Source organism: Lactobacillus kimbladii, assembly GCF_014323605.1.
Classification (GTDB): Bacteria; Bacillota; Bacilli; order Lactobacillales; family Lactobacillaceae; genus Lactobacillus; species Lactobacillus kimbladii_B.
The window spans coordinates 42,032-64,478 of record NZ_SCMB01000003.1; the positions used below are offsets into that span (position 1 = coordinate 42,032).

Annotated in this window: 20 protein-coding genes and 1 pseudogene; 20 read left to right on the forward strand and 1 reads right to left on the reverse strand. The window is 35.5% G+C overall.

Annotation, left to right across the window (positions count from 1 at the left end; genetic code table 11):
* Nucleotides 1–5 precede the first annotated feature (5 nt).
* The 4 genes from tsf to ERK18_RS05385 all read left to right on the forward strand — a co-directional run bounded on the left by tsf (nucleotide 6) and on the right by ERK18_RS05385 (nucleotide 2,485).
* Nucleotides 6–881, forward strand: coding sequence for a translation elongation factor Ts (gene tsf / locus ERK18_RS05370; protein WP_187154608.1), 876 nt, complete (start codon nucleotides 6–8; stop codon nucleotides 879–881).
* A gap of 165 nt (nucleotides 882–1,046) precedes the next feature.
* Nucleotides 1,047–1,364, forward strand: a complete 318-nt coding sequence (locus ERK18_RS05375) for a hypothetical protein (RefSeq protein WP_187154609.1) — start codon at nucleotides 1,047–1,049, stop codon at nucleotides 1,362–1,364.
* A gap of 432 nt (nucleotides 1,365–1,796) precedes the next feature.
* Complete coding sequence (locus ERK18_RS05380; RefSeq protein WP_187154610.1) at nucleotides 1,797–2,069, forward strand: protein NO VEIN domain-containing protein; 273 nt, start codon at nucleotides 1,797–1,799, stop codon at nucleotides 2,067–2,069.
* Between the two features lie 233 nt (nucleotides 2,070–2,302).
* Complete coding sequence (locus ERK18_RS05385; protein WP_109918483.1) at nucleotides 2,303–2,485, forward strand: hypothetical protein; 183 nt, start codon at nucleotides 2,303–2,305, stop codon at nucleotides 2,483–2,485.
* A 26-nt stretch (nucleotides 2,486–2,511) separates the two neighbouring features.
* On the opposite strand, the pseudogene ERK18_RS05390 reads toward ERK18_RS05385, so the two are convergent.
* A pseudogene (locus ERK18_RS05390) lies at nucleotides 2,512–3,637 on the reverse strand (acyltransferase).
* Nucleotides 3,638–3,837: 200 nt separating this feature from the next.
* On the opposite strand from ERK18_RS05390, the gene ERK18_RS05395 reads away from it, so the two are divergent.
* From ERK18_RS05395 to ribF, 16 genes are all read left to right on the forward strand, one after another.
* Complete coding sequence (locus ERK18_RS05395; RefSeq protein ID WP_187154611.1) at nucleotides 3,838–4,749, forward strand: ROK family protein; 912 nt, start codon at nucleotides 3,838–3,840, stop codon at nucleotides 4,747–4,749.
* A gap of 124 nt (nucleotides 4,750–4,873) precedes the next feature.
* Entirely contained in the window at nucleotides 4,874–5,605 is a 732-nt protein-coding gene (pyrH, locus tag ERK18_RS05400; protein WP_187154612.1) for a UMP kinase, read from the forward strand.
* Nucleotides 5,598–6,155: a ribosome recycling factor gene (frr, locus tag ERK18_RS05405; protein ID WP_187154613.1), complete on the forward strand. Its 558-nt coding sequence runs from the start codon at nucleotides 5,598–5,600 to the stop codon at nucleotides 6,153–6,155. The genes pyrH and frr overlap by 8 nt, the downstream gene beginning before the upstream one ends.
* Before the next feature lie 4 nt (nucleotides 6,156–6,159).
* On the forward strand, nucleotides 6,160–6,894 hold the full coding sequence (locus tag ERK18_RS05410; RefSeq protein ID WP_187154614.1) for an isoprenyl transferase: 735 nt from the start codon (nucleotides 6,160–6,162) through the stop codon (nucleotides 6,892–6,894).
* A gap of 8 nt (nucleotides 6,895–6,902) precedes the next feature.
* Complete coding sequence (locus ERK18_RS05415) at nucleotides 6,903–7,700, forward strand: phosphatidate cytidylyltransferase (RefSeq protein WP_187154615.1); 798 nt, start codon at nucleotides 6,903–6,905, stop codon at nucleotides 7,698–7,700.
* 10 nt (nucleotides 7,701–7,710) lie between these two features.
* Nucleotides 7,711–8,967, forward strand: a complete 1,257-nt coding sequence (gene rseP / locus ERK18_RS05420; protein ID WP_187154616.1) for an RIP metalloprotease RseP — start codon at nucleotides 7,711–7,713, stop codon at nucleotides 8,965–8,967.
* A 25-nt stretch (nucleotides 8,968–8,992) separates the two neighbouring features.
* Nucleotides 8,993–10,693, forward strand: a complete 1,701-nt coding sequence (locus ERK18_RS05425; protein WP_187154617.1) for a proline--tRNA ligase — start codon at nucleotides 8,993–8,995, stop codon at nucleotides 10,691–10,693.
* A 5-nt stretch (nucleotides 10,694–10,698) separates the two neighbouring features.
* On the forward strand, nucleotides 10,699–15,006 hold the full coding sequence (locus ERK18_RS05430; RefSeq protein WP_187154618.1) for a PolC-type DNA polymerase III: 4,308 nt from the start codon (nucleotides 10,699–10,701) through the stop codon (nucleotides 15,004–15,006).
* Between the two features lie 105 nt (nucleotides 15,007–15,111).
* Nucleotides 15,112–15,585 (forward strand): ribosome maturation factor RimP, encoded by a 474-nt coding sequence (gene rimP, locus ERK18_RS05435; protein WP_045928208.1) that lies wholly within the window; start codon nucleotides 15,112–15,114, stop codon nucleotides 15,583–15,585.
* A gap of 18 nt (nucleotides 15,586–15,603) precedes the next feature.
* A complete protein-coding gene (gene nusA / locus ERK18_RS05440) occupies nucleotides 15,604–16,857 on the forward strand; it encodes a transcription termination factor NusA (protein WP_109586396.1) in 1,254 nt (417 codons plus the stop codon).
* A 17-nt stretch (nucleotides 16,858–16,874) separates the two neighbouring features.
* Complete coding sequence (gene rnpM / locus ERK18_RS05445; RefSeq protein ID WP_109586395.1) at nucleotides 16,875–17,171, forward strand: RNase P modulator RnpM; 297 nt, start codon at nucleotides 16,875–16,877, stop codon at nucleotides 17,169–17,171.
* Nucleotides 17,172–17,173: 2 nt separating this feature from the next.
* Nucleotides 17,174–17,485 (forward strand): L7Ae/L30e/S12e/Gadd45 family ribosomal protein, encoded by a 312-nt coding sequence (locus tag ERK18_RS05450; RefSeq protein WP_045928206.1) that lies wholly within the window; start codon nucleotides 17,174–17,176, stop codon nucleotides 17,483–17,485.
* A 4-nt stretch (nucleotides 17,486–17,489) separates the two neighbouring features.
* Entirely contained in the window at nucleotides 17,490–20,132 is a 2,643-nt protein-coding gene (infB, locus tag ERK18_RS05455; protein ID WP_187154619.1) for a translation initiation factor IF-2, read from the forward strand.
* A 17-nt stretch (nucleotides 20,133–20,149) separates the two neighbouring features.
* Nucleotides 20,150–20,512 (forward strand): ribosome-binding factor A, encoded by a 363-nt coding sequence (locus tag ERK18_RS05460; RefSeq protein ID WP_045928204.1) that lies wholly within the window; start codon nucleotides 20,150–20,152, stop codon nucleotides 20,510–20,512.
* A gap of 44 nt (nucleotides 20,513–20,556) precedes the next feature.
* Nucleotides 20,557–21,450: a tRNA pseudouridine(55) synthase TruB gene (gene truB, locus ERK18_RS05465; RefSeq protein WP_187154620.1), complete on the forward strand. Its 894-nt coding sequence runs from the start codon at nucleotides 20,557–20,559 to the stop codon at nucleotides 21,448–21,450.
* A gap of 18 nt (nucleotides 21,451–21,468) precedes the next feature.
* Complete coding sequence (ribF, locus tag ERK18_RS05470) at nucleotides 21,469–22,401, forward strand: riboflavin biosynthesis protein RibF (RefSeq protein WP_045928202.1); 933 nt, start codon at nucleotides 21,469–21,471, stop codon at nucleotides 22,399–22,401.
* The last annotated feature ends 46 nt before the right edge of the window (nucleotides 22,402–22,447 follow it).

Below are 22,447 nucleotides of genomic sequence, written 5' to 3' on the forward strand. Positions count from 1 at the left end.
AAATAATGGCAAACATTACTGCTAAACAAGTAAAAGAATTACGTGACCGTACCGGTGCCGGCATGATGGATTCCAAGAAGGCTTTGGTTAAAGCTGATGGTGATATTGAAAAGGCAATTGATATTTTAAGAGAAAATGGAGTTGCTAAAGCTGCTAAGAAGAGTGGTCGTATCGCTGCCGAAGGTCTTGCAGAATATGCTTTTGATGGAAATGATGCTGTTGTAGTTGAGATTAACTCAGAAACTGATTTTGTTTCATCTAATGACAAGTTCATCAAATTGGTTGATGATGTTACCAAGGCGATTTTAGCTGCTAAACCAGCAAATGTTGAAGATGCATTAAAGTCACCAATGGGTAATTCAACAATTGGTGAGGAAATTACCAACCTTACTGCTGTCATTGGTGAAAAAATCACGTTGAGAAGATTTGATCTAATTACTAAGAATGATGATGAAGTCTTTGGTGCCTACAAGCACAATGGTGGTGCAATTGTTGCAGTTGTTACCTTGAAAGGCAACAGTGAAGAAGCTGCTAAGAACATTGCCATGCACGTTGCCGCAATTAATCCAGAATACTTGGACAAGGATTCAGTGCCAAAGGCTGATTTTGATCGTCAGAAAGAAGTTTTCACTAAGGAAACTGAAAATGAAGGCAAGCCTGCTAAAATCATTCCTAAGATTGTTGAGGGCAGAGTAAACAAGTATCTCAGTGAGATATGTTTAGTAGACCAACCTTACGTTAAAGATGGCGATATGACTGTAGCTGAATATGCTAAATCAGAAGGCTGCGAAGTTGTTGGCTACAAACGTTACGAAGTTGGCGAAGGTATCGAAAAGAAACAAGAAGACTTTGCTGCTGAAGTAAAAGAACAAATGAAGTAGATACATATTTTTATTTATTCAATTAAAAGCTTTTATCTGTATAGATGAGGGCTTTTTGTTTGCTAAAATTTTGAGAAATCATTGACAAAAAGTGATAATCTTAAATTATGGAACTTTCTGTATTTGAGAAAGAAAATAATTTTAACAGGAAATGAGGTTTCAATAATGAGGAAACTGGCAGAGTTTGACTACATGCTGGATTCATTTAATAGGGATTCCAGAAATCTTAATCGGTTAAGACACGATTTCGTTAATAAATATACGCAAAGTTATATTAAAAATGATATGAATTTAGACGATTTTGTTGTTGGTAAAGGAAATAAAAATAGCTTTTGCTATCAACTTGAATTTAATTTAGCTCAATTGGGCAGTATAAGAGGTTCAAATTCAAAAAATGGTATTTATTATAACCAACAAAAACAGGATTACGTTGTTACGAAAGCATGGCAAAGAAATGATGAAAATAGTCTTTTACTGATTTGAAAGCAGCAATTGTCAAAATCATTGACTTAGGTAAAAAAGATAAAATGAGTAAAAAAATTGATGCTATTCCACTTTCAAATATATTAAAGCATAAAATATTATCTGTTTATTATCTCAATAAATACTTAAATATTTTTGCAAAAGAACCACTGACATACTTTTTATTACAGTTTTATCAAAAAAATTAAAAAATATGTCAATTTATGAATTGCAAAAAAAGTTAATTTATTTGAAAAGGAAGAATAAAGCGCTAAAAGGCTGGTCTAATATTGAATATGGTAATTATCTTTATTATCTTTTTTCCAAAGCTAAGAAATTAAATACTTGATAATACTAATTGTCTAAAACAACAGATTATGACATTGAAACTCTACAAATCCCTGAAAATAAAGAATATTCATATAAAGAGAAAAAATGTCAAGCTAGGTATGATTGGAGAAGAAAAGTGTTTTTAATAGTGAGGTTAAAAGGCTGAAAGATTTCAATGATATAAATCTAGAATGGGAATCTAAAGTTGATGATTCATTAGGATATGATATTTTATCTTATGAGCTAGATGGTATTCCAAGATATATAGAAGTAAAAACAACAAAAGAAAATAGGAGCGATAGATTTAGTTTTCATATCTCTCGCAATGAACTTGAAAAATCAAAGGTATTAAAAAATTATTGGATTTACCAAGTATTCTTTTCGATAGGACAATAGCAAGTAATTTTTCTCATTGAAGATCCTTTTAATGCAAAAGACATTAATATAACAGCCCTTAATTACCTGGTTAATGTCAGGTAAAAAGGAAAGAATGATTCAAGACAAGTTTTTTAAGTGTTAAGTTAAAGTAAAAGTGATTAATTAGAATTAAGTTTTTCAAATTTTCTTTATCTTATTAAAACTATCATTTACCATGTAATTAAAATTATTTTAAGGACGGTGAAAAACTTATGGGATTTTGGGTAATGCTAATTTCATTAGCTGTCGGTGCTTTTCTAATATATTTATGTTTTGCCAAAAACACGTCTCAATCAGTTAAGGTCACGCTTTTTTTAACTGGTTTAATCTTAATTGCTGGAGCAATTTTTCTATCTACTCCACAAGGCGCAGCTTTCGTAATGGAAATCACCTGATTAGATAAAAGCATCTCAAAAAATATTTATGGCACTAATCGGTGCCTTTTTGTTTTGTTTAATAAATAGCTTTTAGTATTAGCCCAGAAAATATGTAAAAATATGCGGATGCAAAAGATAATAGCCACGTTAATAACCAGGTGGCTCAAAAGCTGCAAAAAGGATGGAGAATGGTATATTGTTTGATATATTAAGCTATGCCAAATAATTTGGTTCCAAAAGACATTTGATGAATAAGATCGGTTGGTGTAAGCGGCTAAAATGTGAAAAACTTGTAGACTAATTTTTGAATTTTTTCTGACTTTATAAAAGTAAAAAGACGAAATTAAAGCAATGACTGCTAAGCAATAAAAAGTCATTGACGACTTATAATATGGTGCATCAGCAAAAAGTACCGGGTGACCAAAATTTTGTAATTCAAAGTTAGTCCAAAAAAGCATCCGCCAAAGGCAATCAGTATTAGCCACCAAAACCTTTGTAAAAGCGTATTGACATAATCTCGCAGTTGCCAAGCAAGCACACCATAATAAGAAAAGAAATAAAAATACGATCAAGAAGGTACCAACTTCTTTCTTGCTTGCCATGAAAAGCAAAATAATCATAGAATCTAAGCCAAACAAAATGAAAGATAAAAGTTATTATTGCTACCGTAATGCCTCGTTTGGCATCTTTACCAACAAAGCAGCTAAGGGTCCAGAAAAAAGGCATTAAAATAATAATTTGTAACATCGTGGTGTTGTACCATAAATGAGGTGCGGCGTTGCCGTTAATAAAGTGCCAACAAAAAGACTAGAAGTTGCTAAATTTACTTACTTGTTGTAACCCCGGCATTCCTATTAAGTAAATTAAAGTCCATCATATTGTGGAAACAAAAAGATTTGACCAATTTGAACGCCGGTATTTTTGATAAGAAAAACTATCATTTAGATCAAAAGTGCGGATAGTGGAATAAAGTATGCCAAAAATAAATCCTAGTGCTGTATATTTAACTAGGTTATACACGATGCCAAAAATGTCCTTGGTATAATAAGATCGTCCTTCTTTCATAATTAGGGACATTATTGGCTGGGTCATGACTGCTGTGCAAGCAAATACTTTGAGATAATCACCAATATCAGCTTTTTTATAAGTTGGATAGGGGTATTTTTTCATTTACTCAGATCCTTATTTAATACTAAGTCTTACATTTATTATTTTAAAAAATAAGATAGAAGTAAAGAAGCTTATTCGATTATTTTTGATAATCTTATTTTCAAAATTAAGGGGTTGGAAATTATACTTTTTTAAAATATAATTTTTATTGCTGCTGAAAAAATGCATTGAGCTTTTTAGATAAGGAATACAAGGGATATATGAAAAATTATTTAAGCATTGATATTGGTGGAACTGAAATTAAATATGCAAAATTAGATTATGCTGGGAATATAATCGAAAAAGATAAAATTTCTACTGTTAAAAATAAATCTGAATTTTTGGCAAAAATAGATCGAATTGTAATACATTATATTTCAGATATAAAAGGCTTGGCTTTTTGCTCTCCTGGAAAAATTGAAAACACTAAAATCAGATTTGGTGGTTCATTACCTTTTTTGGATGGAATTGATTTTGCCGAAATTTATGGTAAAAAATACAGGATTCCAGTAGCGGTAATAAATGATGGTAAGGCTAGCGTTTTAGCAGAAAATTGGTTGGGTAGTCTAAAAGGTGAATCGAATTGCGCCGCAATAACCCTTGGAACCGGTGTTGGTGGGGGCATTATAATTAATGGTCATCTATTGCGAGGCACACACTATCAAGCTGGTGAATTAAGTTTTATGATTAATGATTTATCACAACCTAAAGATATGGAAGGTGCCGTAGGAAGTAATGGTTCTGGTGTGAATTTTGTTAAGTCAATTAATCGTAAACTAAATCATAAGAATGTAAATGACGGATTGCATGCTTTTGAAGCAATAAAGTCCGGTAAAAGAGAAGCTGTGAAGATTTTTAATGATTATTGTTTAAAAGTAGCAACTTTAATTCTTAATATTCAAACAGTAGTAGATTTAGATAAAATAGCCGTTGGAGGAGGTATAAGTGCGCAGCCAATTTTAATCAGTGGTATCAATAAAGCTTATGACAAGTTAGTTAATGACTATAATTCGATTATTGGTGACACCTTAACTAAACCGGCAATCGTTTCTGCTCATTTTAGAAACGATTCGAATCTATACGGATCGCTTTATAATTTATTACTTCAAATTAATAAAGAAAATAAATACTAATTTTATCAAAATCTCGAAGTTAACTTACTTTGAGGTTTTTTAAGAAATTTCTCTCTTTTATTTCTAAGTCCACATTTGCCCTCTTTATATGGTAGAATAACTAAAGTTAATAGAGGAGGTTGTCATGACTAAAGTTAAGTATAAGCGAATAGTTTTGAAAATTTCTGGTGAAGCTCTGGCTGGTGATGAAGGAACCGGTATAAATCCTACTGTCATTAGTCATTTAGCAAAGGAGATTAAATCTGTTCACGATTTGGGAGTTGACATTGGTATCGTCTGTGGTGGCGGTAATATGTGGCGCGGGGAAACTGGCGCAAAACTAGGGATGGAACGTTCACAGGCTGATTATATGGGGATGCTTGCTACCATAATGAACGGGTTAGCTCTTCAAGATGGCTTGGAACGTGTAGGTGTACCAACTAGATTGCAAACATCAATTGAAATGAGGCAAATCGCTGAACCATATATTAGGAGAAAGGCTATTCACCACATGGAAAAAGGACGCGTAGTTATTATGGGTGGCGGCACTGGTAATCCATATTTTTCTACCGATACAACTGCTGCTTTAAGAGCTGCGGAAATAGGTGCTGACGTGATCCTAATGGCTAAAAATGGAGTTGACGGAGTTTATTCCGCTGATCCGAAAGTTGATCCGCATGCCAAAAAATACAGTGAACTTTCTCAACTAGATATTATTTCTAAAAACTTAAAAGTCATGGACAGAACTGCAAGCTCACTTTCAATGGATACCAACATTCCTCTTATCGTATTTAATGTTAATACTGAAGGTAACATAAAAAAAGTGGTATTAGGTGAGAATATTGGAACAGTAATCGGAGGAAAAAATAATGAATAATGACGCAATAAAAAAAGCTCAAGATAATATGAAAAAATCAATTACTGTTTTTCAAAAAAACTTGAGCTCTATTCGTGCCAGTGTCGCTAACGCAGCTCTACTTGATGGGGTAAAAGTTGACTATTATGGAGCGCCGACCCCCTTGACGCAAATGTCTAGTGTGACTATTCCTGAGCCACGCGTGTTATTAATTACACCTTATGATCAAAACAGTCTTGATGATATTGAACATGCACTCTTGGCGTCCAATTTGGGTTTGACTCCTGCAAATGATGGTAAGGTCATTCGTCTTGTTATTCCACAATTAACTGGTGAGAGACGTCAAGAAATTGCCAAAGAGGTCAATAAAATGGCTGAAGAAAGTAAAATTGCAGTTAGAAATGTTCGTCGTGAAGCTATGAATAGTCTTAAAAAACAACAAAAAGACGATGAAATTACTGAAGATGAACAACGCAATTTGGAAAAGAAAGTGCAAAAAGTTACTGACGATGCTACCAAACAGATTGACCAAATTGCAGAAGAAAAACGTAAAGAGATTACCCAAGGCTAATTAAATGGCTGATAAAAAAAATCAATTAAATCATTTAGCTATTATCATGGATGGTAATGGTCGTTGGGCCACAAAACAGGGCAAACCACGAATTGCAGGTCATTACGAAGGTATGAATAATGTGGAAAGAATAACTTTAGCAGCCAACCAATTAGGCATCAAAGTTTTATCCTTATATGCGTTTTCTACTGAAAATTGGGGTAGACCAAAAGAAGAAGTAGCATATCTGATGAACTTACCTGTACGCTTTTTTGATAAGTTTATGCCAACCTTAATGAAAGAAAATGTCAAAGTGAACATTATGGGCTATTTAAACGAGTTACCCTCTAAGACCTATGATGTAGTGCAGAGAGCAATGGCTGAAACTGCTAATAACAGTGGTTTAATTTTAAACTTTGCTTTTAACTATGGCTCCCGAAGAGAAATTACTACAGCAGTAAAAGAAATTGCTACTCTTGTTGAAACGGGTAGTATTACAAGTGATGAAATTTCTGAAAAAATGATTTCGCAGAGATTGATGACTGCAAGCTTTGGTAAATACAGTGACCCAGACTTATTGATCAGAACTTCTGGTGAGCAAAGAATATCTAATTTCATGTTATGGCAATTAGCATATTCAGAACTTGCTTTTAGTGAGAAAAACTGGCCTGATTTTACTAGAGAAGATCTAGAAAAATTTGTTATTGATTTTCAAAATCGTCATCGACGTTTCGGTAAAGTCGATGAATCGGATAGTTAGGTAAATATATGAAACAACGTGTAATCACAGCAGTTATTGCTTTAATTTTATTTATTCCTATCGTCATAGCTGGCGGACTTTGGATGGATTGGCTCACCGTTTTGTTTGCGGCCGTTGGTATCAGTGAATTCTTTTTAATGAAAAAACAAATATTGGTTTCAGTAAACTTTCTACTAGCTTTACTGGCCACCCTTATTTGGGCAGTTCCTGATAGTTTTCTCAAGTCAATGCCATTTCATTGGACAAAATACGGCATTTATTTTGCTTTGATAATGTTAATGCTAACTTGGACTGTTTTAACTAAAAATAAAACTACTTTTGATGATGTAGCGGTTTATACCTTAGGCTCATTATATGTGGGAACCGGCTTTCATTACATGGCAAGTATTAGAAACGCAAACAATGGTCTTGCACTGCTTTGCTATGTTTTTGTTGTAGTTTGGTTAACAGATACTGGAGCCTACATGATTGGGCGTAAAATAGGCAAACATAAGTTGTGGCCTATAATTAGTCCTAATAAAACCTGGGAAGGATCAATTGGTGGCACAATTTGCGCTGTAATTTGTGCTGCAATTTATGTTTACTTTGTGAACTTGAAACACTCGCAAATTGAAATGATTATTTTTGCTCTTGTATTATCAATTGTAGGACAAATGGGTGACTTGGTTGAATCAGCTTATAAGAGATACTATGGCGTTAAAGATTCAGGCAAGATATTGCCAGGACATGGTGGAATTCTGGATCGCTTTGACAGCATGCTCTTTGTTTTACCTGTTTTTGCTGCTTTGATGGGAATCATACACTAGGAGGATTCTTGTGAAAGGTATACTTATCTTTTTAGTAGTATTTGGAATCTTGGTTTTTGTCCATGAATTTGGGCACTTTATCGTTGCGAAAAAGTGCGGTATTTTAGTGCGTGAATTTTCTATAGGTATGGGACCTAAGCTTTTCCAAGTAAGACGCAATCCAACTACTTACACTATTAGGTGGCTTCCGTTAGGCGGATATGTCCGTTTAGCAAGTAAAGATGACGAAACTGATTTAGCAGCAGGGATGAGAGTAGTTTTGCAGCTTAATCAACAGAAAGAAGTTGTAAAAATTGATGCCTCTGAATCAGATTTACCGATTGAAGGAATACCATTACAAGTAACGGCATTTGATTTGGTAGATAAACTTTTTATTTCTGGATATGAAAATGGTGAAGAAGATCGATTAGTTACATACAAAGTCAATCATGATGCAACGGTTATTGATCGTTCAAAAACTGAGTTAATTATTGCACCACGTGATACACAGTTTCAAGAAGCCAATGTGTGGCAGAAACTAGCTACCAATATTGCTGGACCATTAATGAATATAATTCTAGGTTTTGTCGTTTTTTTAATTTGGACATTTACTGTTCCAGGGCCTGCAACTACAGAAATAGCTGAAGTAACACCTAATTCACCAGCTGCTGTTGCAAAAATTGAACCGGATTCAAAAATATTGGCTCTTAATGGTCACAAAATAACGTCCTTCGAACAAATTTCGGAAGAAATATCTCAGAATAAAAGTAAAAAAATTAATATTTCTGTTATCAAAAATAAGCAAAAAAAAGTGGTAAGCGTTCAACCGAAAGTTGTTAAAGTTCAAGGCCAAAAAGTATACCAAATCGGAATTAGAGCAAAAAGTGATGAGAGCCTCGGTGCTAAATTTAATCGTGGTTGGAATACAGCTGTTTCTACTACTGGAATGATTTTCAATGCAGTTGGTGGCTTATTCCGTCATTTTAGTTTAAATAAACTTTCCGGGCCTGTGGGCATTTATTCTCAGACATCACAGGTTTCGCAAATGGGTTTTACCTATATCTTGGCCTTTTTAGCCATGATTTCAATTAACTTGGGAATAGTGAATCTAATTCCTATACCTGGTCTTGATGGTGGTAAGTTTTTGCTTAACCTTATTGAAATAGTTCGTGGTAAACCAATTTCTGAAAATCATGAAGCCATGGTGGAATTGATAGGTTTCGGCTTACTGTTAGTGTTAATTATTGCTGTAACGGGAAACGATATTTACCGTTACTTTATTAAATAAAATATAAATTTGGGAGAGAGTTTAAATGCGACAATCTAAATTATTTATACCGACTTTAAAGGAAGCACCAGCTGATGCTGTAGCTGAAAGTCATAAACTGATGCTGCGAGGCGGATATGTTCGTCAGGTTACGGCAGGCGTTTATGCATATTTGCCTTTAGGGTACCGTGTTCTAAGTAAAGCTGAACAGATAATGCGTGAAGAAATGGCAAAAATCAACGTGCCAGAAATGGCAATGCCGGATCTTTTACCAGCAACTTTATGGGAAGAATCAGGCAGATGGCAAAAATATGGTCCGGAAATGTTTAAACTTAAAGACAGACACGGTCGTCAAAGTCTGCTAGGACCAACTCATGAGGAAACATTTACTGATATTGTCGCAAAAGATTTAAAAAGTTATAAACAAATGCCGATAGCTCTTTTCCAAATTCAATCAAAGTTTAGAGATGAAAACAGGCCTCGTTTCGGTTTATTGAGATCACGTGAATTTATCATGCTTGATGCTTACAGCTTTGCGGCTACTAAAGAACAGCTTGATCAACAATTTGAGGATGAGAAAAAGGCTTTTACAGCTGCATATCACCGTTGTGGCTTAAAAGTTACTCCGGTTATTGCTGATTCAGGAACTATGGGTGGCAAAAATTCAACTGAATTTCAAGCTCCAGCTGCCATTGGTGAAGATACCATTGCTACGAATGAAACAGGAACATATTCAGCTAATCTAGAAATGGCTTGCAGTATTGATACGTTCAAGCAGGAAGAGGAACCGTTAAAACAAGTTGAAGAAGTAGCTACACCCGGTCAAGAGAGTATCTCAGACTTAGTTAAATTTTTAAATATTCCGGCAACTAGAATTATTAAGAGTGTGCTTTACGTTGCTAATGAAAAAGAAAATATCCTAGTCTTAATCCGTGGTGATAAAGAAGTCAATGAAGTAAAATTAAAACATTTACTTGATGTTGACTCACTAAGAATCGCTACTGATGAAGAATTGGCAAACATAACCGACGTTGGCAAAGGTAGCGTTGGTCCAGTTAATGCTGATTGGGCTGATAAAGTAGTAGCAGATAATACTGTTAAAAATCTTTATAATGTTGTTGTAGGCGCAAACAAATCTGGTTGCCAAATTAAAAATGTGAATTTAAACCGTGATTTTACTCCAGACATATTCGGTGACATTCGTGTTGCTAATGAAGGTGAACCAGATCCAGTTGATCACTTGCCATTAAAATTCACAACTACTATTGAGGTAGGACACATTTTTAAACTGGGAACTTATTATACAAAAACTATGGGTGCAGACTTCCTCGATAAAAATGGTAAAGCTCAACCTGTTATAATGGGTTCATATGGTATTGGTGTCACGAGAGTTTTATCTGCTGTGATTGAACAGCATTTGACTAAAAATGGCGTGGCGTGGCCTAAAGAAATTGCACCATTTAGCCTGCACATTGTTCAAATGAAAATGAAAGATGAAGGTCAAACGACTTTGGCTCAAAAACTTGAAGAAAAGTACAGTGCTAAGTATGATGTATTGTATGATGATCGTAATGAACGGGCAGGAGTTAAATTTGCTGATGCTGACTTGCTGGGAGCTCCAGTGCGAGTAACAGTTGGTAAAAAAGCCAGTGAAGGAGTAGTCGAAGTTAAACGGCCTACTGATGAAAAAGCAACTGAAGTGACAGTGTCCGAGTTAGACGATTTTATTAATAAAGAGTTAGGATAATTTTCGTGACTGATAAAAATAAACTATTTTTAAGGTTATTGGAGCAAATCAAGTTTCCGCAAGAATTTGCAGATAATGATTTGTTGCAAAAGGGCGAAATTGAGAACGTGGATGTTTACGCTAAAGAACACAGGTGGGATATCCATGTTCTTTTTACTACACCCTTAAAATTTGAAACTTTTAATGCTTTAAATAAGGCTATAACTGCTAGTTTTTCCTCTTTCGTCAATATTCATTTGTATGTTCGCTCTAAGGATGGAGCAGATGATTATTTAACTGACTATTGGCAGTTCGCGGTGCAAAATTCTCAGGCTTTGCAACCAGTGGCACGAGAATTTATTTCTAGTCATAAGCCTAAAAAAGAAAATGGCCGCTGGATTATTCCGGTTGATAATTTAGTGGTTGATGGACTGCTCGAGCAAAAAATGCTTGATGAACTTGCGGAAGAAATGAGAAATTTTGGTTTCTTTAACTTGAAGTTTGTAACTGAAATTGATGATGAAAATTCCAAAAATAATTTAGCCAGTCTTCAGGAGTTGCAAGAGCAACATGAACAAAATATGCAGGAAGAATATGATTCGGCTCCAGCACAAGAAAAGCCAAAACCAGCAACCTATCCCACAAAAAAGACTCGTTATGGCAATCGCAAATTGGATGATAATTTACCTGTAACTCAAATTAAGGAAATAATTGATGGAAGTAGAAATATTGTAATAGAAGGTAATATTTTTAATATTTCGAGTAGAGAATTAAAAAATGGTTCAATTATATTTACAGGTGAAATAACTGACTATACTGATTCAATTTCATTTAAAAAGTTTGTTTCCGATAAAGAGCAAATTGAAAATATGACAAAAATCAACCCGGGAACTTGGGCTAAAATGCAAGGATCAGTAGCTGAAGACCAGTGGAGTCATGACACTGTTTTTAATATTTCTTGTTTTGAAATTGTAGAGCATGTTGGCAGAACTGAAAAATATCAGGGTGATGAAAAAAGGGTCGAGCTACATTTACATACAAATATGAGTCAGCTGGATGCTACAAATACCGCAACTGACTTTGTCATGGCTGCTAAGAAATTTGGTCAAAAAGCAATAGCTATTACAGACCATGCTGATGTTCAAGCCTTCCCTGAAGCATATAACGCAGGTAAAAAGAATGGCGTCAAAATAATTTACGGTTTAGAAGCAAATATGATTGATGATCATGCTTTACTGGTTCTTAATCCAGCTTCAATGACATATAAGGATCGTGAATTTGTTATTTTTGACGTTGAAACGACAGGGTTATCATCCGTTTACGATACCATTATTGAAATCGGTGCTGTGAAGATGAAAAATGGGGAAGTTTTGGAGAGGTTTGATAAATTTATTAATCCCCATCATCCGTTAAGTGAACAGACAATTAATTTGACTTCAATTACTGATGAAATGGTAGGAGCAGCTGATGATGAGGCTGTGGTTATCAAGCAATTTCAGGATTTTTATGGTGACCGTCCCCTTTGTGGTCATAATGTTCAGTTTGATGTTGGTTTTGTCAACGCAGCATTGAGAAGAGCAAAATTAGATGAAATTACACAGCCGGTAGTTGATACGCTAGAAGTATCACGGTTGCTTCATCCAGAACAAACCAGACATACCTTAGATTCTCTGGCCAAAAAATATAATGTTGTCCTCGAGCATCACCATAGGGCTAACCAAGATGCTGAGGCAACAGGCTATTTAATGTTTAAGCTCTTGGATGCCTTTACTAAAAAGTATCACGAAGATAATTTAGGTAAAATGAACGATTATGCTGCTCAGGGTCAAGTGTTTAAGAGAGCACGACCACAACATATGACTATCCTAGCTAAAAATCAGGCTGGCCTTAAAAACATGTACAGACTAGTTTCTATTGCAAGTACCAAAGATTTTTATCGGATCCCACGTACTCCCAAATCAGATTTGGTTAAGAATCATGAAGGTTTGCTATATGGTTCTGGATGCTCTGAAGGCGATGTTTTTGTTGCAATGATGCAAAAAGGCTATGACGAAGCTCGTAAGAAGGCACGCTTTTATGATTACCTCGAAATTCAGCCACCAGCAAATTATTCAATTATGATTGAAGATCATTTGATTGCTGATGAAAAAGAACTTGAAGAAATTCTGACAAATATTTACAAATTGGGTAAGGAATTAAATAAACCAGTAGTTGCCACAGGAGATGCACATTATCTGGAAGAACATGATGCTATATATCGTACTATTTTGATTTCGGCCCAACGCAGCAATCCTGACAGGAACAAAAAACAGCCTGACATGCATTTTTACACTACTCAGGAAATGCTAGATGCCTTTAGTTTTTTAGGTGCAGATATTGCTAAAGAAATAGTAATTACAAATCCTAATAAAATTGCTGAATCAATTGAAGAAATTTCGCCTATTAAAGATGGACTTTATCCACCTCACATTGATAATGCTGATGAAGAAATGAAGCGTTTGACTTTTGACAAAGCACATGAGTTATATGGGGATCCGTTGCCAAAGATTGTTCAAGATAGACTTGATATGGAACTCAATTCAATCATTTCCAACGGTTATGCGGTTATTTATTTGATTTCGCAAAGATTAGTGGCTAAGTCAAATAAGGACGGCTATTTAGTTGGTTCACGTGGTTCTGTTGGTTCAAGTCTGGTCGCTACAATGTCCGGTATAACTGAAGTCAATCCATTGGCACCCCATTATCGTTGCCCAAAATGTAAGTATTCGAAATTTTTCGAAAACGGTGAATATGGGTCTGGATATGACTTGCCAGATAAAAAATGTCCTAAGTGTGAAGCTGAACTGGTTAAGGATGGGCAAGATATTCCTTTTGCAACGTTTTTGGGATTTCACGGTGACAAAGTTCCTGATATCGATTTGAATTTCTCGGGTGACTATCAGCCGGTAGCTCATAACTTTATTCGAGTAATGTTTGGTCCCGATAATTCTTATCGAGCAGGTACAATTGCCACTGTTGCTGATAAGACAGCTTACGGTTATGCTAAACACTATGATGAAGAAAAAGAATTGAATCTGCGTAATGCTGAACTTGATCGTTTAGCAGCTGGTGTCAGTGGAGTTAAAAGGACTACCGGTCAGCATCCTGCAGGTATTGTTGTCGTTCCCGATGATATGGATATCTATGACTTCACACCCGTACAATATCCTGCAGATGATGTCAATGCTGCGTGGTTGACAACTCATTTTGATTTTCATTCCATTCATGATAATATCTTGAAATTTGATATTCTAGGTCACGATGATCCAACTATGATTAGAATGTTGCAAGACCTTTCTGGTGTTGATCCTTTAACAATTCCACCCGATGATCCAGGAGTAATGTCGCTTTTTTCAAGTCCTAAAATTTTAGGTGTAACACCTGAGCAAATTCAATCAGAAACTGGTACTTTAGGCGTACCTGAATTTGGTACAAAATTTGTACGAGGGATGTTAGAGGAAACAAAGCCGACTACATTCTCCGAGTTACTGCAAATTTCTGGCCTATCCCACGGTACTGATGTCTGGTTAGGAAACGCTGAAGAGCTTGTTAATAACGGCACTTGCAAACTGAAAGATGTTATTGGTTGTAGAGACAACATCATGATGGACTTGATTCACTGGGGAGTTAAACCTGAAGTAGCGTTTTCAACTATGGAATCAGTTCGTCATGGTCGGGGAATAAGTGATGATGATATGGCAGTTCTACAGAAAAATGATAAAATTCCTGACTGGTATATTCCGTCTTGTCTCAAAATCAAGTATATGTTTCCGAAAGCTCATGCGACGGCTTATATATTAATGGCTTTAAGAATTGCCTGGTTTAAAGTTTACTATCCTGAAATTTACTACACTGCCTATTTCTCAGTACGTGCTGATTTATTTGATTTAGTAGCTATGAGTCATGGTAAAAACACGGTAAAAAAGGCGATGGCTGATATTCAAAATCAAGGAAATGATGCGTCTGCCAAGGATAAGAGTCTTCTTACAGTCTTAGAAATTGCCAATGAGTGTTTGGAGCGTGGTATTAAAATAAAAATGGTTGATATTAATCAGTCTGAGGCCACTAATTTTAAAATTATTGATCAGCATACAATTTTAGCACCGTTTAATGCAGTTCCTGGTCTGGGAAATAATGCAGCCAAACAAATTGTTGCTGCAAGAACTGAGCAGAAATTTTTGTCAAAAGAAGACTTGGCAAACCGTGGAAAAGTATCCCAGTCAATTATGGATTATTTAGAGAATAATGAAGTTCTAAATGGAATGCCGGAGCAGAATCAACTTTCACTCTTTTAAACTTTTGCAGTATTAATATAAATGTGATATACTTTTTAAAGAAGTTCGAATAAATAATTCGGAGTGAGCGCTTGTGCTCACTCTTTTTATTACGGAGGAAAGTACTTGGCGAAAGTTAAAGATTCTGTTCTCAAAGAAATTAAACCAATTATTGCAGAACGCAAAGATGAGTTTATTGATATAGAATACGTTAAAGAAAAGGGTCAAAACTATTTAAGAATTTACGTTGATAGAGAAAATGGTATTGATATGGATGAAATTGCAGGGTTAAGTGAATTATTATCTGAAAAGCTTGATCAAATACAACCTGATCCATTTCCTGATCCCTATATTTTGGAAGTTTCTTCTCCTGGTATTGAAAGACCAATAAAAAATAAAGCTGATTGGGAAAAAGCTTTAAATGAGTATGTGCATATAAAACTATACCAGAAAGTTGAAGGTGAAAAAGAATATGAGGGAACTTTAAAATCTTATAATGACAGCGAAATCGAACTTGAAGTAAAGATAAAAACTAAAAAGAAGGTTTTATCACTTCCCCGTAAAGCAATTGCAGGCATTCGTTTCGCAATTGAGTTTTAGAAAGGTTGATTAAAATTTATGTCTAAGGAAATGCTTGAAGCGTTCGCTACACTCGAGAAAACAAAGGGTATAAAGCAAGACGTAATTGTTGAAGCAATAAAAGCAGCGCTGGTTGCAGCATATAAGAAAAATTATAATCAGGCAACGAATGTAATAGTTGAATTTGATGAACGTAAGGGTGACTTTAAGCTAATGACTGAAAAGACTGTCGTTGAAGAAGTTCATGATGAACGTTTGGAAATCAGTTTAAAGGATGCTCTGACAATTAATCGGGCTTATGAACTTGGTGACAAAATTCGTTTCGAAGTTGCACCTAAAAATTTTGGTCGGATTGCTGCACAAACTGCTAAACAAGTTATTATGCAACATTTACGTGAGGCAGAGAGAAATCATATTATTGATGAATACTCACAGTATGAAGATGAATTAATAACGGGCACTGTTGAAAGACGTGATAATCGTTTCGTTTATGTTAAAATTGGTAATGTTGAAGCAGTAATGCCACGTAACGATCAAATGCCTGGTGAAAGCTATAATCCCCAAGATCAGATCAGGGTTCTAGTTACTCATGTTGGTTCAGATTCAAAAGGTGCTCAAATTACGGTTTCACGTACCGCACCTGATATGGTAAAGAGATTATTTGAACAGGAAGTACCTGAAATTTATGATGGGACTGTTGAAGTGGTCTCAATTGCTCGTGAAGCAGGAGACAGAACCAAAATTGCAGTGAAGTCCAATGATCCTAATATTGATCCGGTAGGAACATGTGTTGGACAGCGAGGTGCTAGAGTTCAGAATGTGGTCAATGAACTTGACGGTGAAAATATAGATGTAGTTAAATACGAGGAAGATCCGTCAGATTACATTGCTAATGCCTTGAATCCTGCTGAAGTGATTGCTGTTCAATTTGGAGATGAGGACGAGGAAAAAAGTGCTTTGGTAATTGTTCCGGATTATCAATTGTCACTTGCCATTGGTAAAAAAGGACAGAATGTACGTTTAGCTGCTAGATTAACAGGTTATAAGATAGATATCAGACCAGAATCTGAAGTAGAATTTGTTGATGAAAGCAGTGATCAAGCTGAAAAAGAAAACGAAGAAGCTGAAACTAATAATTTAGCTGAAGATGGCTCAAATTCTTCACAAACAAACAGCGATTTTGCTGAAAGTGAAGAATCAGACAAAGAGCCAACTTCTGAAGATACTGACTCAGAGGATGAGCATCAAGAAAACGTTACTGACAGTAAAACGGTAGATTCTACTGAAAATTAAAGCAAGAGGTGAAACTTTTGAAAAAAAGAAAGATTCCAATGCGAAAAGATTTGTTAACTAATACCATGCAGCCCAAAAAAGAGTTGGTACGCATTGTAGTCGACAAAGAAAAGAATATTTCAGTTGATCCTACTGGTAAAAAACCTGGTAGGGGAGCATATGTTTCTCTTGATCCAAGTCAGATCAAAAGTGCTCAAGAGAAAGGCTTAATTGAGCGTAGTTTAGGAACTACAGTGCCTAAAGAGTTTTACCAAGAGCTTTACTCATATGTTGACCATCAAAAGGCAAGGAAAGAATTGTTTGGTGATAAATAAATTTGCAAAATAGACAAAAAGCACTAAATTTGTTGGGATTAAGTCAAAAAGCCGGAAAATTAGTTTCAGGCACTGAACTTGTTTCCATTGACGCAAAAGCCAAAAAGGTAAAACTAATTATTTTAGCCCAAGATAGTCATGCAGATACTACTGCAAAGATCTATAAAGTTGGGGAACAAAATAATATACTTGTTATTAACAAATTTACTAGTAATGAAATTTCTCAAGCGATCGGAAAAAAGCGAAAAGTTTTAGGAATTACTGACACTGGTTTCTGCAAAGCATTGTTACAAAAAATAGACGAAGGAGTGTGATTTGATGGCTAAAACAAGAATTTATGAATTGGCAAAAGAATTAGGCATCGATAATAAAACTGTGGTCAACAAGGCGAAGGACTTGGGACTTGATGTTAAAAATCATATGTCATCACTTGAGGATTCACAAGTAAATCAATTAAAAGATAGTTTCCGTAGCTCCGCTCCCGCGCAAAAGCAAGAGAAACCCGCAAAAAGGAGCAGTAAAATCAAAATTTCCGTTACCTCAATTCGTAAAAGCGAAAAAAAGCATGAGGAAAAAAATGGTAACAAGAACAACAAGAGAGGCAACAACCTTCACCGATCTAACAATAATAGATCAAGGCAGGCTCAAGATCGCTATAAGCAACGTACTAGCCCAAGTCAAAGGACTTCAAAGCCGGTAGCACAAGACTTATTAAAGCAATTGAAACAAAAACAGCGTGTTGATGAAAAGAAATTAAATCGTCAAAGTGAGATTGTACAGAAGTCTTATGATGAAGACAAAACCACTGTCAAAAAATCTTCTGGAGAAGATAACAAGAATGTTTCAAAATCAGAAAATAAAGTTGTTAAAGTCGAGACTACAGCTCCTAAGGTAACTGGACCTAAAATAATTAAGCCTTCGCCAGCCAGAATGAAGAATACACAAAAGGCAAGTCCAGTTAATAAACCTAAAGCTTTAGATACAAATGCTGCACCTGAACCTGCAAAAGAAGAAAAGCGTCGTGGTAATGGTCACGGTCGCAATTCTGGTAAACCTGGCAGAAAAGGTAAAAATCAAACTTTTGGTACCAATAATTACTCAAAGCATCAAGAAAAGCGTAAACGCAAGAATAAGAAAAAGCAGTTCGAACAGGTACCAAAGAAACAGCCAACCCAGAGAAAAGAACGTCCGTTACCGGAAACACTGGTGTACGAAGTTGGTATGAATGCTCAAGATTTGGGCAAGTTGCTGCACCGTGAACCTGCTGAAATAGTTAAGAAACTATTTATGTTAGGTGTGATGACTAATCAAAATCAGTCACTTGATAAAGATGCAATAGAATTAGTTGCTGCTGAATATAATATCAATGCCAAAGAAAAAGTTCATGAAGATATATCTGACATTGATACTCTTTACGACAAGAGAATGGCAGCTTCTATGAAATCTAAGCATCAAATTAAGCGACCACCAGTTGTTACAATCATGGGTCACGTTGACCATGGTAAAACAACTTTGCTTGATCGATTGCGTCATACTCATGTTTCTGCTCATGAAGCTGGTGGTATTACACAGAAAATTGGTGCCTATCAGGTAAGAGTAGATAATAAGCCAATCACATTTTTAGATACGCCTGGACATGCGGCATTTTCTAACATGCGTGAACGTGGTGCTGAAATCACCGATATTGTTGTACTGGTTGTAGCTGCAGACGATGGAGTTATGCCACAAACTGTTGAAGCCATTGACCATGCTAAAAGTGCTAAGGTACCAATCATTGTCGCAATTAACAAAATGGATGTTCCTGGTGCAAACCCTGAGCATGTTACTGAACAGTTAATGAAATACAATTTGATTCCGGAAAATTATGGTGGTGACACTATTTTTGTAAACATTTCTGCCAAAACTGGTGAAAATGTTGATGAACTTTTACAAATGATTCTCTTACAAGCAGATGTCATGGAACTACAGGCGGATCCTACGCAAAAGGCAATTGGGACTGTTATTGAAGCTCGCCTTTCCCGTGGCCGTGGCCCAGTTGCTGACCTTTTGGTTCAACAAGGAACCCTAAAAGTAGGTGATCCTATTGTTGTCGGTAATCGCTTTGGTCGTGTCAGAGTAATGACTAATGATCGTGGACGCCAGGTAGAAAAAGCTACACCATCAATGCCAGTTGAAATTACTGGATTGAATGATGTGCCCGAGTCAGCCGATAAGATAGTTGTCTTTGATGATGAAAAGACTGCAAGAAGCGTTGGTGAACAAAGAGCACAACAGGCTTTACAACAATCTCGTGAAAATGTCCAACATGTTACTCTTGATAACTTGTTTGATACGATGAAAAAAGAAAACATGAAAGAAGTAGACGTTGTCTTAAAAGCAGATGTACAAGGTTCAGTAGAAGCTTTACAACAATCGCTTGAAAAGATAGAAGTCGAGGGCGTTCGTGTTAATATCATTCATGCGGGTGTAGGAGCAGTAAATGAATCGGATGTTACATTAGCCGGAGCTTCGAATGCCTTTATTATTGGCTTTAATGTCCGTCCAACCGCTACTGCTAAATCTCAAGCTGAAGCAGATGGAGTAGATATTCGACTATATAGTATTATTTACAAGGCAATTGATGATGTTAAAGCTGCTATGAAGGGTATGCTTGAACCAACTTATGAAGATAAAGTTGTTGGTAATCTGACTGTACGTGAAACTTGGAAAGTTTCTAAAGTTGGGACGATTGCTGGTGCATTTGTTGATTCCGGATACGTATCAAAAGATTCTGCAATCAATTTGATTCGTGATGGGGTTGTGATCTATACCGGAAAAGTTGCGTCACTCAAACGGTTTAAGGATGATGCTAAAATTGTTAAGCAAGGATTCGATTGCGGTTTAACCATTGAGGGCTATAATGACATCAAGATTGGTGACGAATTGGAAGCCGTAGAAAAACAGGAAGTTAAGCCTGAATAAATCAACTGGGAGAAAGCATGAAACACAGAATAGGTCGTGTTGAAGGAGAAATCCTCCGTGAATTAACGAAAATTTTACGAAAAAATATTCGTGATCCACGAGTTAATGATGTAACAATTACAGCGGTTGAATGTACAAATGACTTATCATATGCTACTGTTTATTACAGCATTCTTTCTGAAGATTCTAAAAAAGAAGAAGAAGCTGCTGCTGGTTTAAATAAAGCTAAGGGATTGATGAGGCATTTGTTGGGGCAAGTCCTAACTGTATATAAAGTACCAGAGTTGATTTTTAAACGAGATAATTCAGTTAAATATGGTAGTAAAATTGATCAGTTAATCGCTGAAGTAAAAAAGCAGGATGCAAATCGCAATAATTAAGAAAAGCGCTGTGAGGCGCTTTTTTCATGATTAGGTAATAAAAAATGTTAAATGGTATTTTAGTGATAGATAAGGATAAGGGCATGACAAGCGCAGACGTTGTCTATCATTTACGCAAAGCGCTGCATATTAAAAAAATAGGCCATGCTGGTACCCTAGATCCTGACGTTACGGGAGTGCTACCAATTGCAATTGGTCAGGCCACAAAATTGATTGAATTGATGCACGAGGAAAACAAAAAATATGTAGGTCAGGGAATTTTTGGCTTTGCCACTGATAGTTACGATATTAGTGGCAAAAAAACAGAATTTAAAAAAATAACTAGTAAAATTAAATACCATCAAATTCAAAAAGCTATGCAAGAGTTTGTGGGCAGTATAGAACAGGTACCACCTATTTATTCGGCCGTCCGAGTAAATGGCAAGCATTTATATGAATATGCGCGAGCAGGTATTAAAGTTGAAAGGCCAAAAAGACGGGTTGAAGTTTTTTCTTACGATCTTACAAATGAACCTGTTTTTGATAAAGAAAATGGTCAAGAAGTTTTTGATTTTAAAATTGAATGCAGCAAAGGAACCTATGTTCGCTCTTTAATAAATGATTTGGGAACAAACCTTGGTGTGCCAGCAGTAATGAAAAATTTGCGGCGCACTTCTAGTTCAGGCTTTGATATAGATCAAGCTGTTAAATTGAATGAAATTTTAGAAAATCCAGATATGGTAAATGAATTGCTTCAACCAATTGACTCTTTTTTTACTAATTATGCTCATGAGGATATTGATACAGATCTGTGGGCCAAAGTTAAAAATGGAGCACCGATTTCTCTGAAAACGAATGCAAAAAAAGTGGCATTAGGATACAATAATAGAGTTAAGGCAATTTATCAAAAAGATGGTACCATGTATCGCCCTTATTTAATGCTTTTACAAAATGAATAAGTGAATGAAGGTCTTATTATGGAAATTATCCATTTAACTTACCCGTTTAAGGAAAATATTATTCCACAAAAGATAATCCTTGCTTTAGGATTCTTTGACGGTGTTCATCGTGGTCATCAGGAATTAATCAAAATCGCAAAAGAAAAAGCAATTCAAAAGCATTTACCATTAGTAGTAATGACATTTGATCGACATCCTAAAGAAATTTATCAAAATAAAGAAGTCAGCTATATAGATACATTGTCTGAAAAAGCTTATAAGATGCAAGAACTAAAAGTTGATTTTTTGCTTGTGATGCATTTTAATGAGGCATTTAGCAAACTGACTGCACAGGAATTTGTAGATAAAATTATTGTTAAATTAAATGCTGATACAGTTGTAGCCGGCTTTGACTACACTTATGGTCCCAAAGAGATTGCCAATATGAAAAATTTCCCTAAGTTTGCTAAGGGAAGATTTGCTATTATTGATGTTCCAAAACAGTCTTATGATGGCCAAAAAATTGGCTCTACGGAAATAAAAAGGGCCATTACCAGTGGAAATATGGAATTGGCCGCTAAATTATTAGGGTTTCCGTATGTCATGTCCGGCAAGGTCGGGCACGGTTTACGTAATGGCCATAAACTGGGTTTTCCTACAGCAAATCTAGTTTGGTCTCAAGACAAGGTGGTTCCTAAAATTGGAGTATACGCTACTAAAACCAAGATTAAAGGCAAGTGGTATGACTCAATGACAAGCGTGGGTTATAACGTAACTATTAATGAGGGTAAAAAGCTTTATATTGAATCGAATTTATTTGGATTTAATCAAGAAGCCTATGATGAAGAAATGGTAATTAAATGGTATAAGTATACTCGTGGCGAAATTAAATTTGATAACTTAAAAGAATTAAAAAAACAAATGAGTGGTGATGAGGCAGAAATCAAAGCTTATTTTGCCGGCATTGGTTAATTTCAATTTTAAAGGGGATAAGCGTTTTTTTGTAAAAAAGTTAGCA

What these genes read in the sequence shown, in the direction of transcription:
- tsf (WP_187154608.1), top strand. Translation starts at nt 6, where the DNA reads ATGGCAAACATTACTGCTAAACAAGTAAAAGAATTACGTGACCGTACC.
- ERK18_RS05375 (WP_187154609.1), top strand. Translation starts at nt 1,047, where the DNA reads ATGAGGAAACTGGCAGAGTTTGACTACATGCTGGATTCATTTAATAGG.
- ERK18_RS05385 (WP_109918483.1), top strand. Translation starts at nt 2,303, where the DNA reads ATGGGATTTTGGGTAATGCTAATTTCATTAGCTGTCGGTGCTTTTCTA.
- ERK18_RS05395 (WP_187154611.1), top strand. Translation starts at nt 3,838, where the DNA reads ATGAAAAATTATTTAAGCATTGATATTGGTGGAACTGAAATTAAATAT.
- pyrH (WP_187154612.1), top strand. Translation starts at nt 4,874, where the DNA reads ATGACTAAAGTTAAGTATAAGCGAATAGTTTTGAAAATTTCTGGTGAA.
- frr (WP_187154613.1), top strand. Translation starts at nt 5,598, where the DNA reads ATGAATAATGACGCAATAAAAAAAGCTCAAGATAATATGAAAAAATCA.
- ERK18_RS05410 (WP_187154614.1), top strand. Translation starts at nt 6,160, where the DNA reads ATGGCTGATAAAAAAAATCAATTAAATCATTTAGCTATTATCATGGAT.
- ERK18_RS05415 (WP_187154615.1), top strand. Translation starts at nt 6,903, where the DNA reads ATGAAACAACGTGTAATCACAGCAGTTATTGCTTTAATTTTATTTATT.
- ERK18_RS05425 (WP_187154617.1), top strand. Translation starts at nt 8,993, where the DNA reads ATGCGACAATCTAAATTATTTATACCGACTTTAAAGGAAGCACCAGCT.
- nusA (WP_109586396.1), top strand. Translation starts at nt 15,604, where the DNA reads ATGTCTAAGGAAATGCTTGAAGCGTTCGCTACACTCGAGAAAACAAAG.
- infB (WP_187154619.1), top strand. Translation starts at nt 17,490, where the DNA reads ATGGCTAAAACAAGAATTTATGAATTGGCAAAAGAATTAGGCATCGAT.
- ERK18_RS05460 (WP_045928204.1), top strand. Translation starts at nt 20,150, where the DNA reads ATGAAACACAGAATAGGTCGTGTTGAAGGAGAAATCCTCCGTGAATTA.
- truB (WP_187154620.1), top strand. Translation starts at nt 20,557, where the DNA reads ATGTTAAATGGTATTTTAGTGATAGATAAGGATAAGGGCATGACAAGC.
- ribF (WP_045928202.1), top strand. Translation starts at nt 21,469, where the DNA reads ATGGAAATTATCCATTTAACTTACCCGTTTAAGGAAAATATTATTCCA.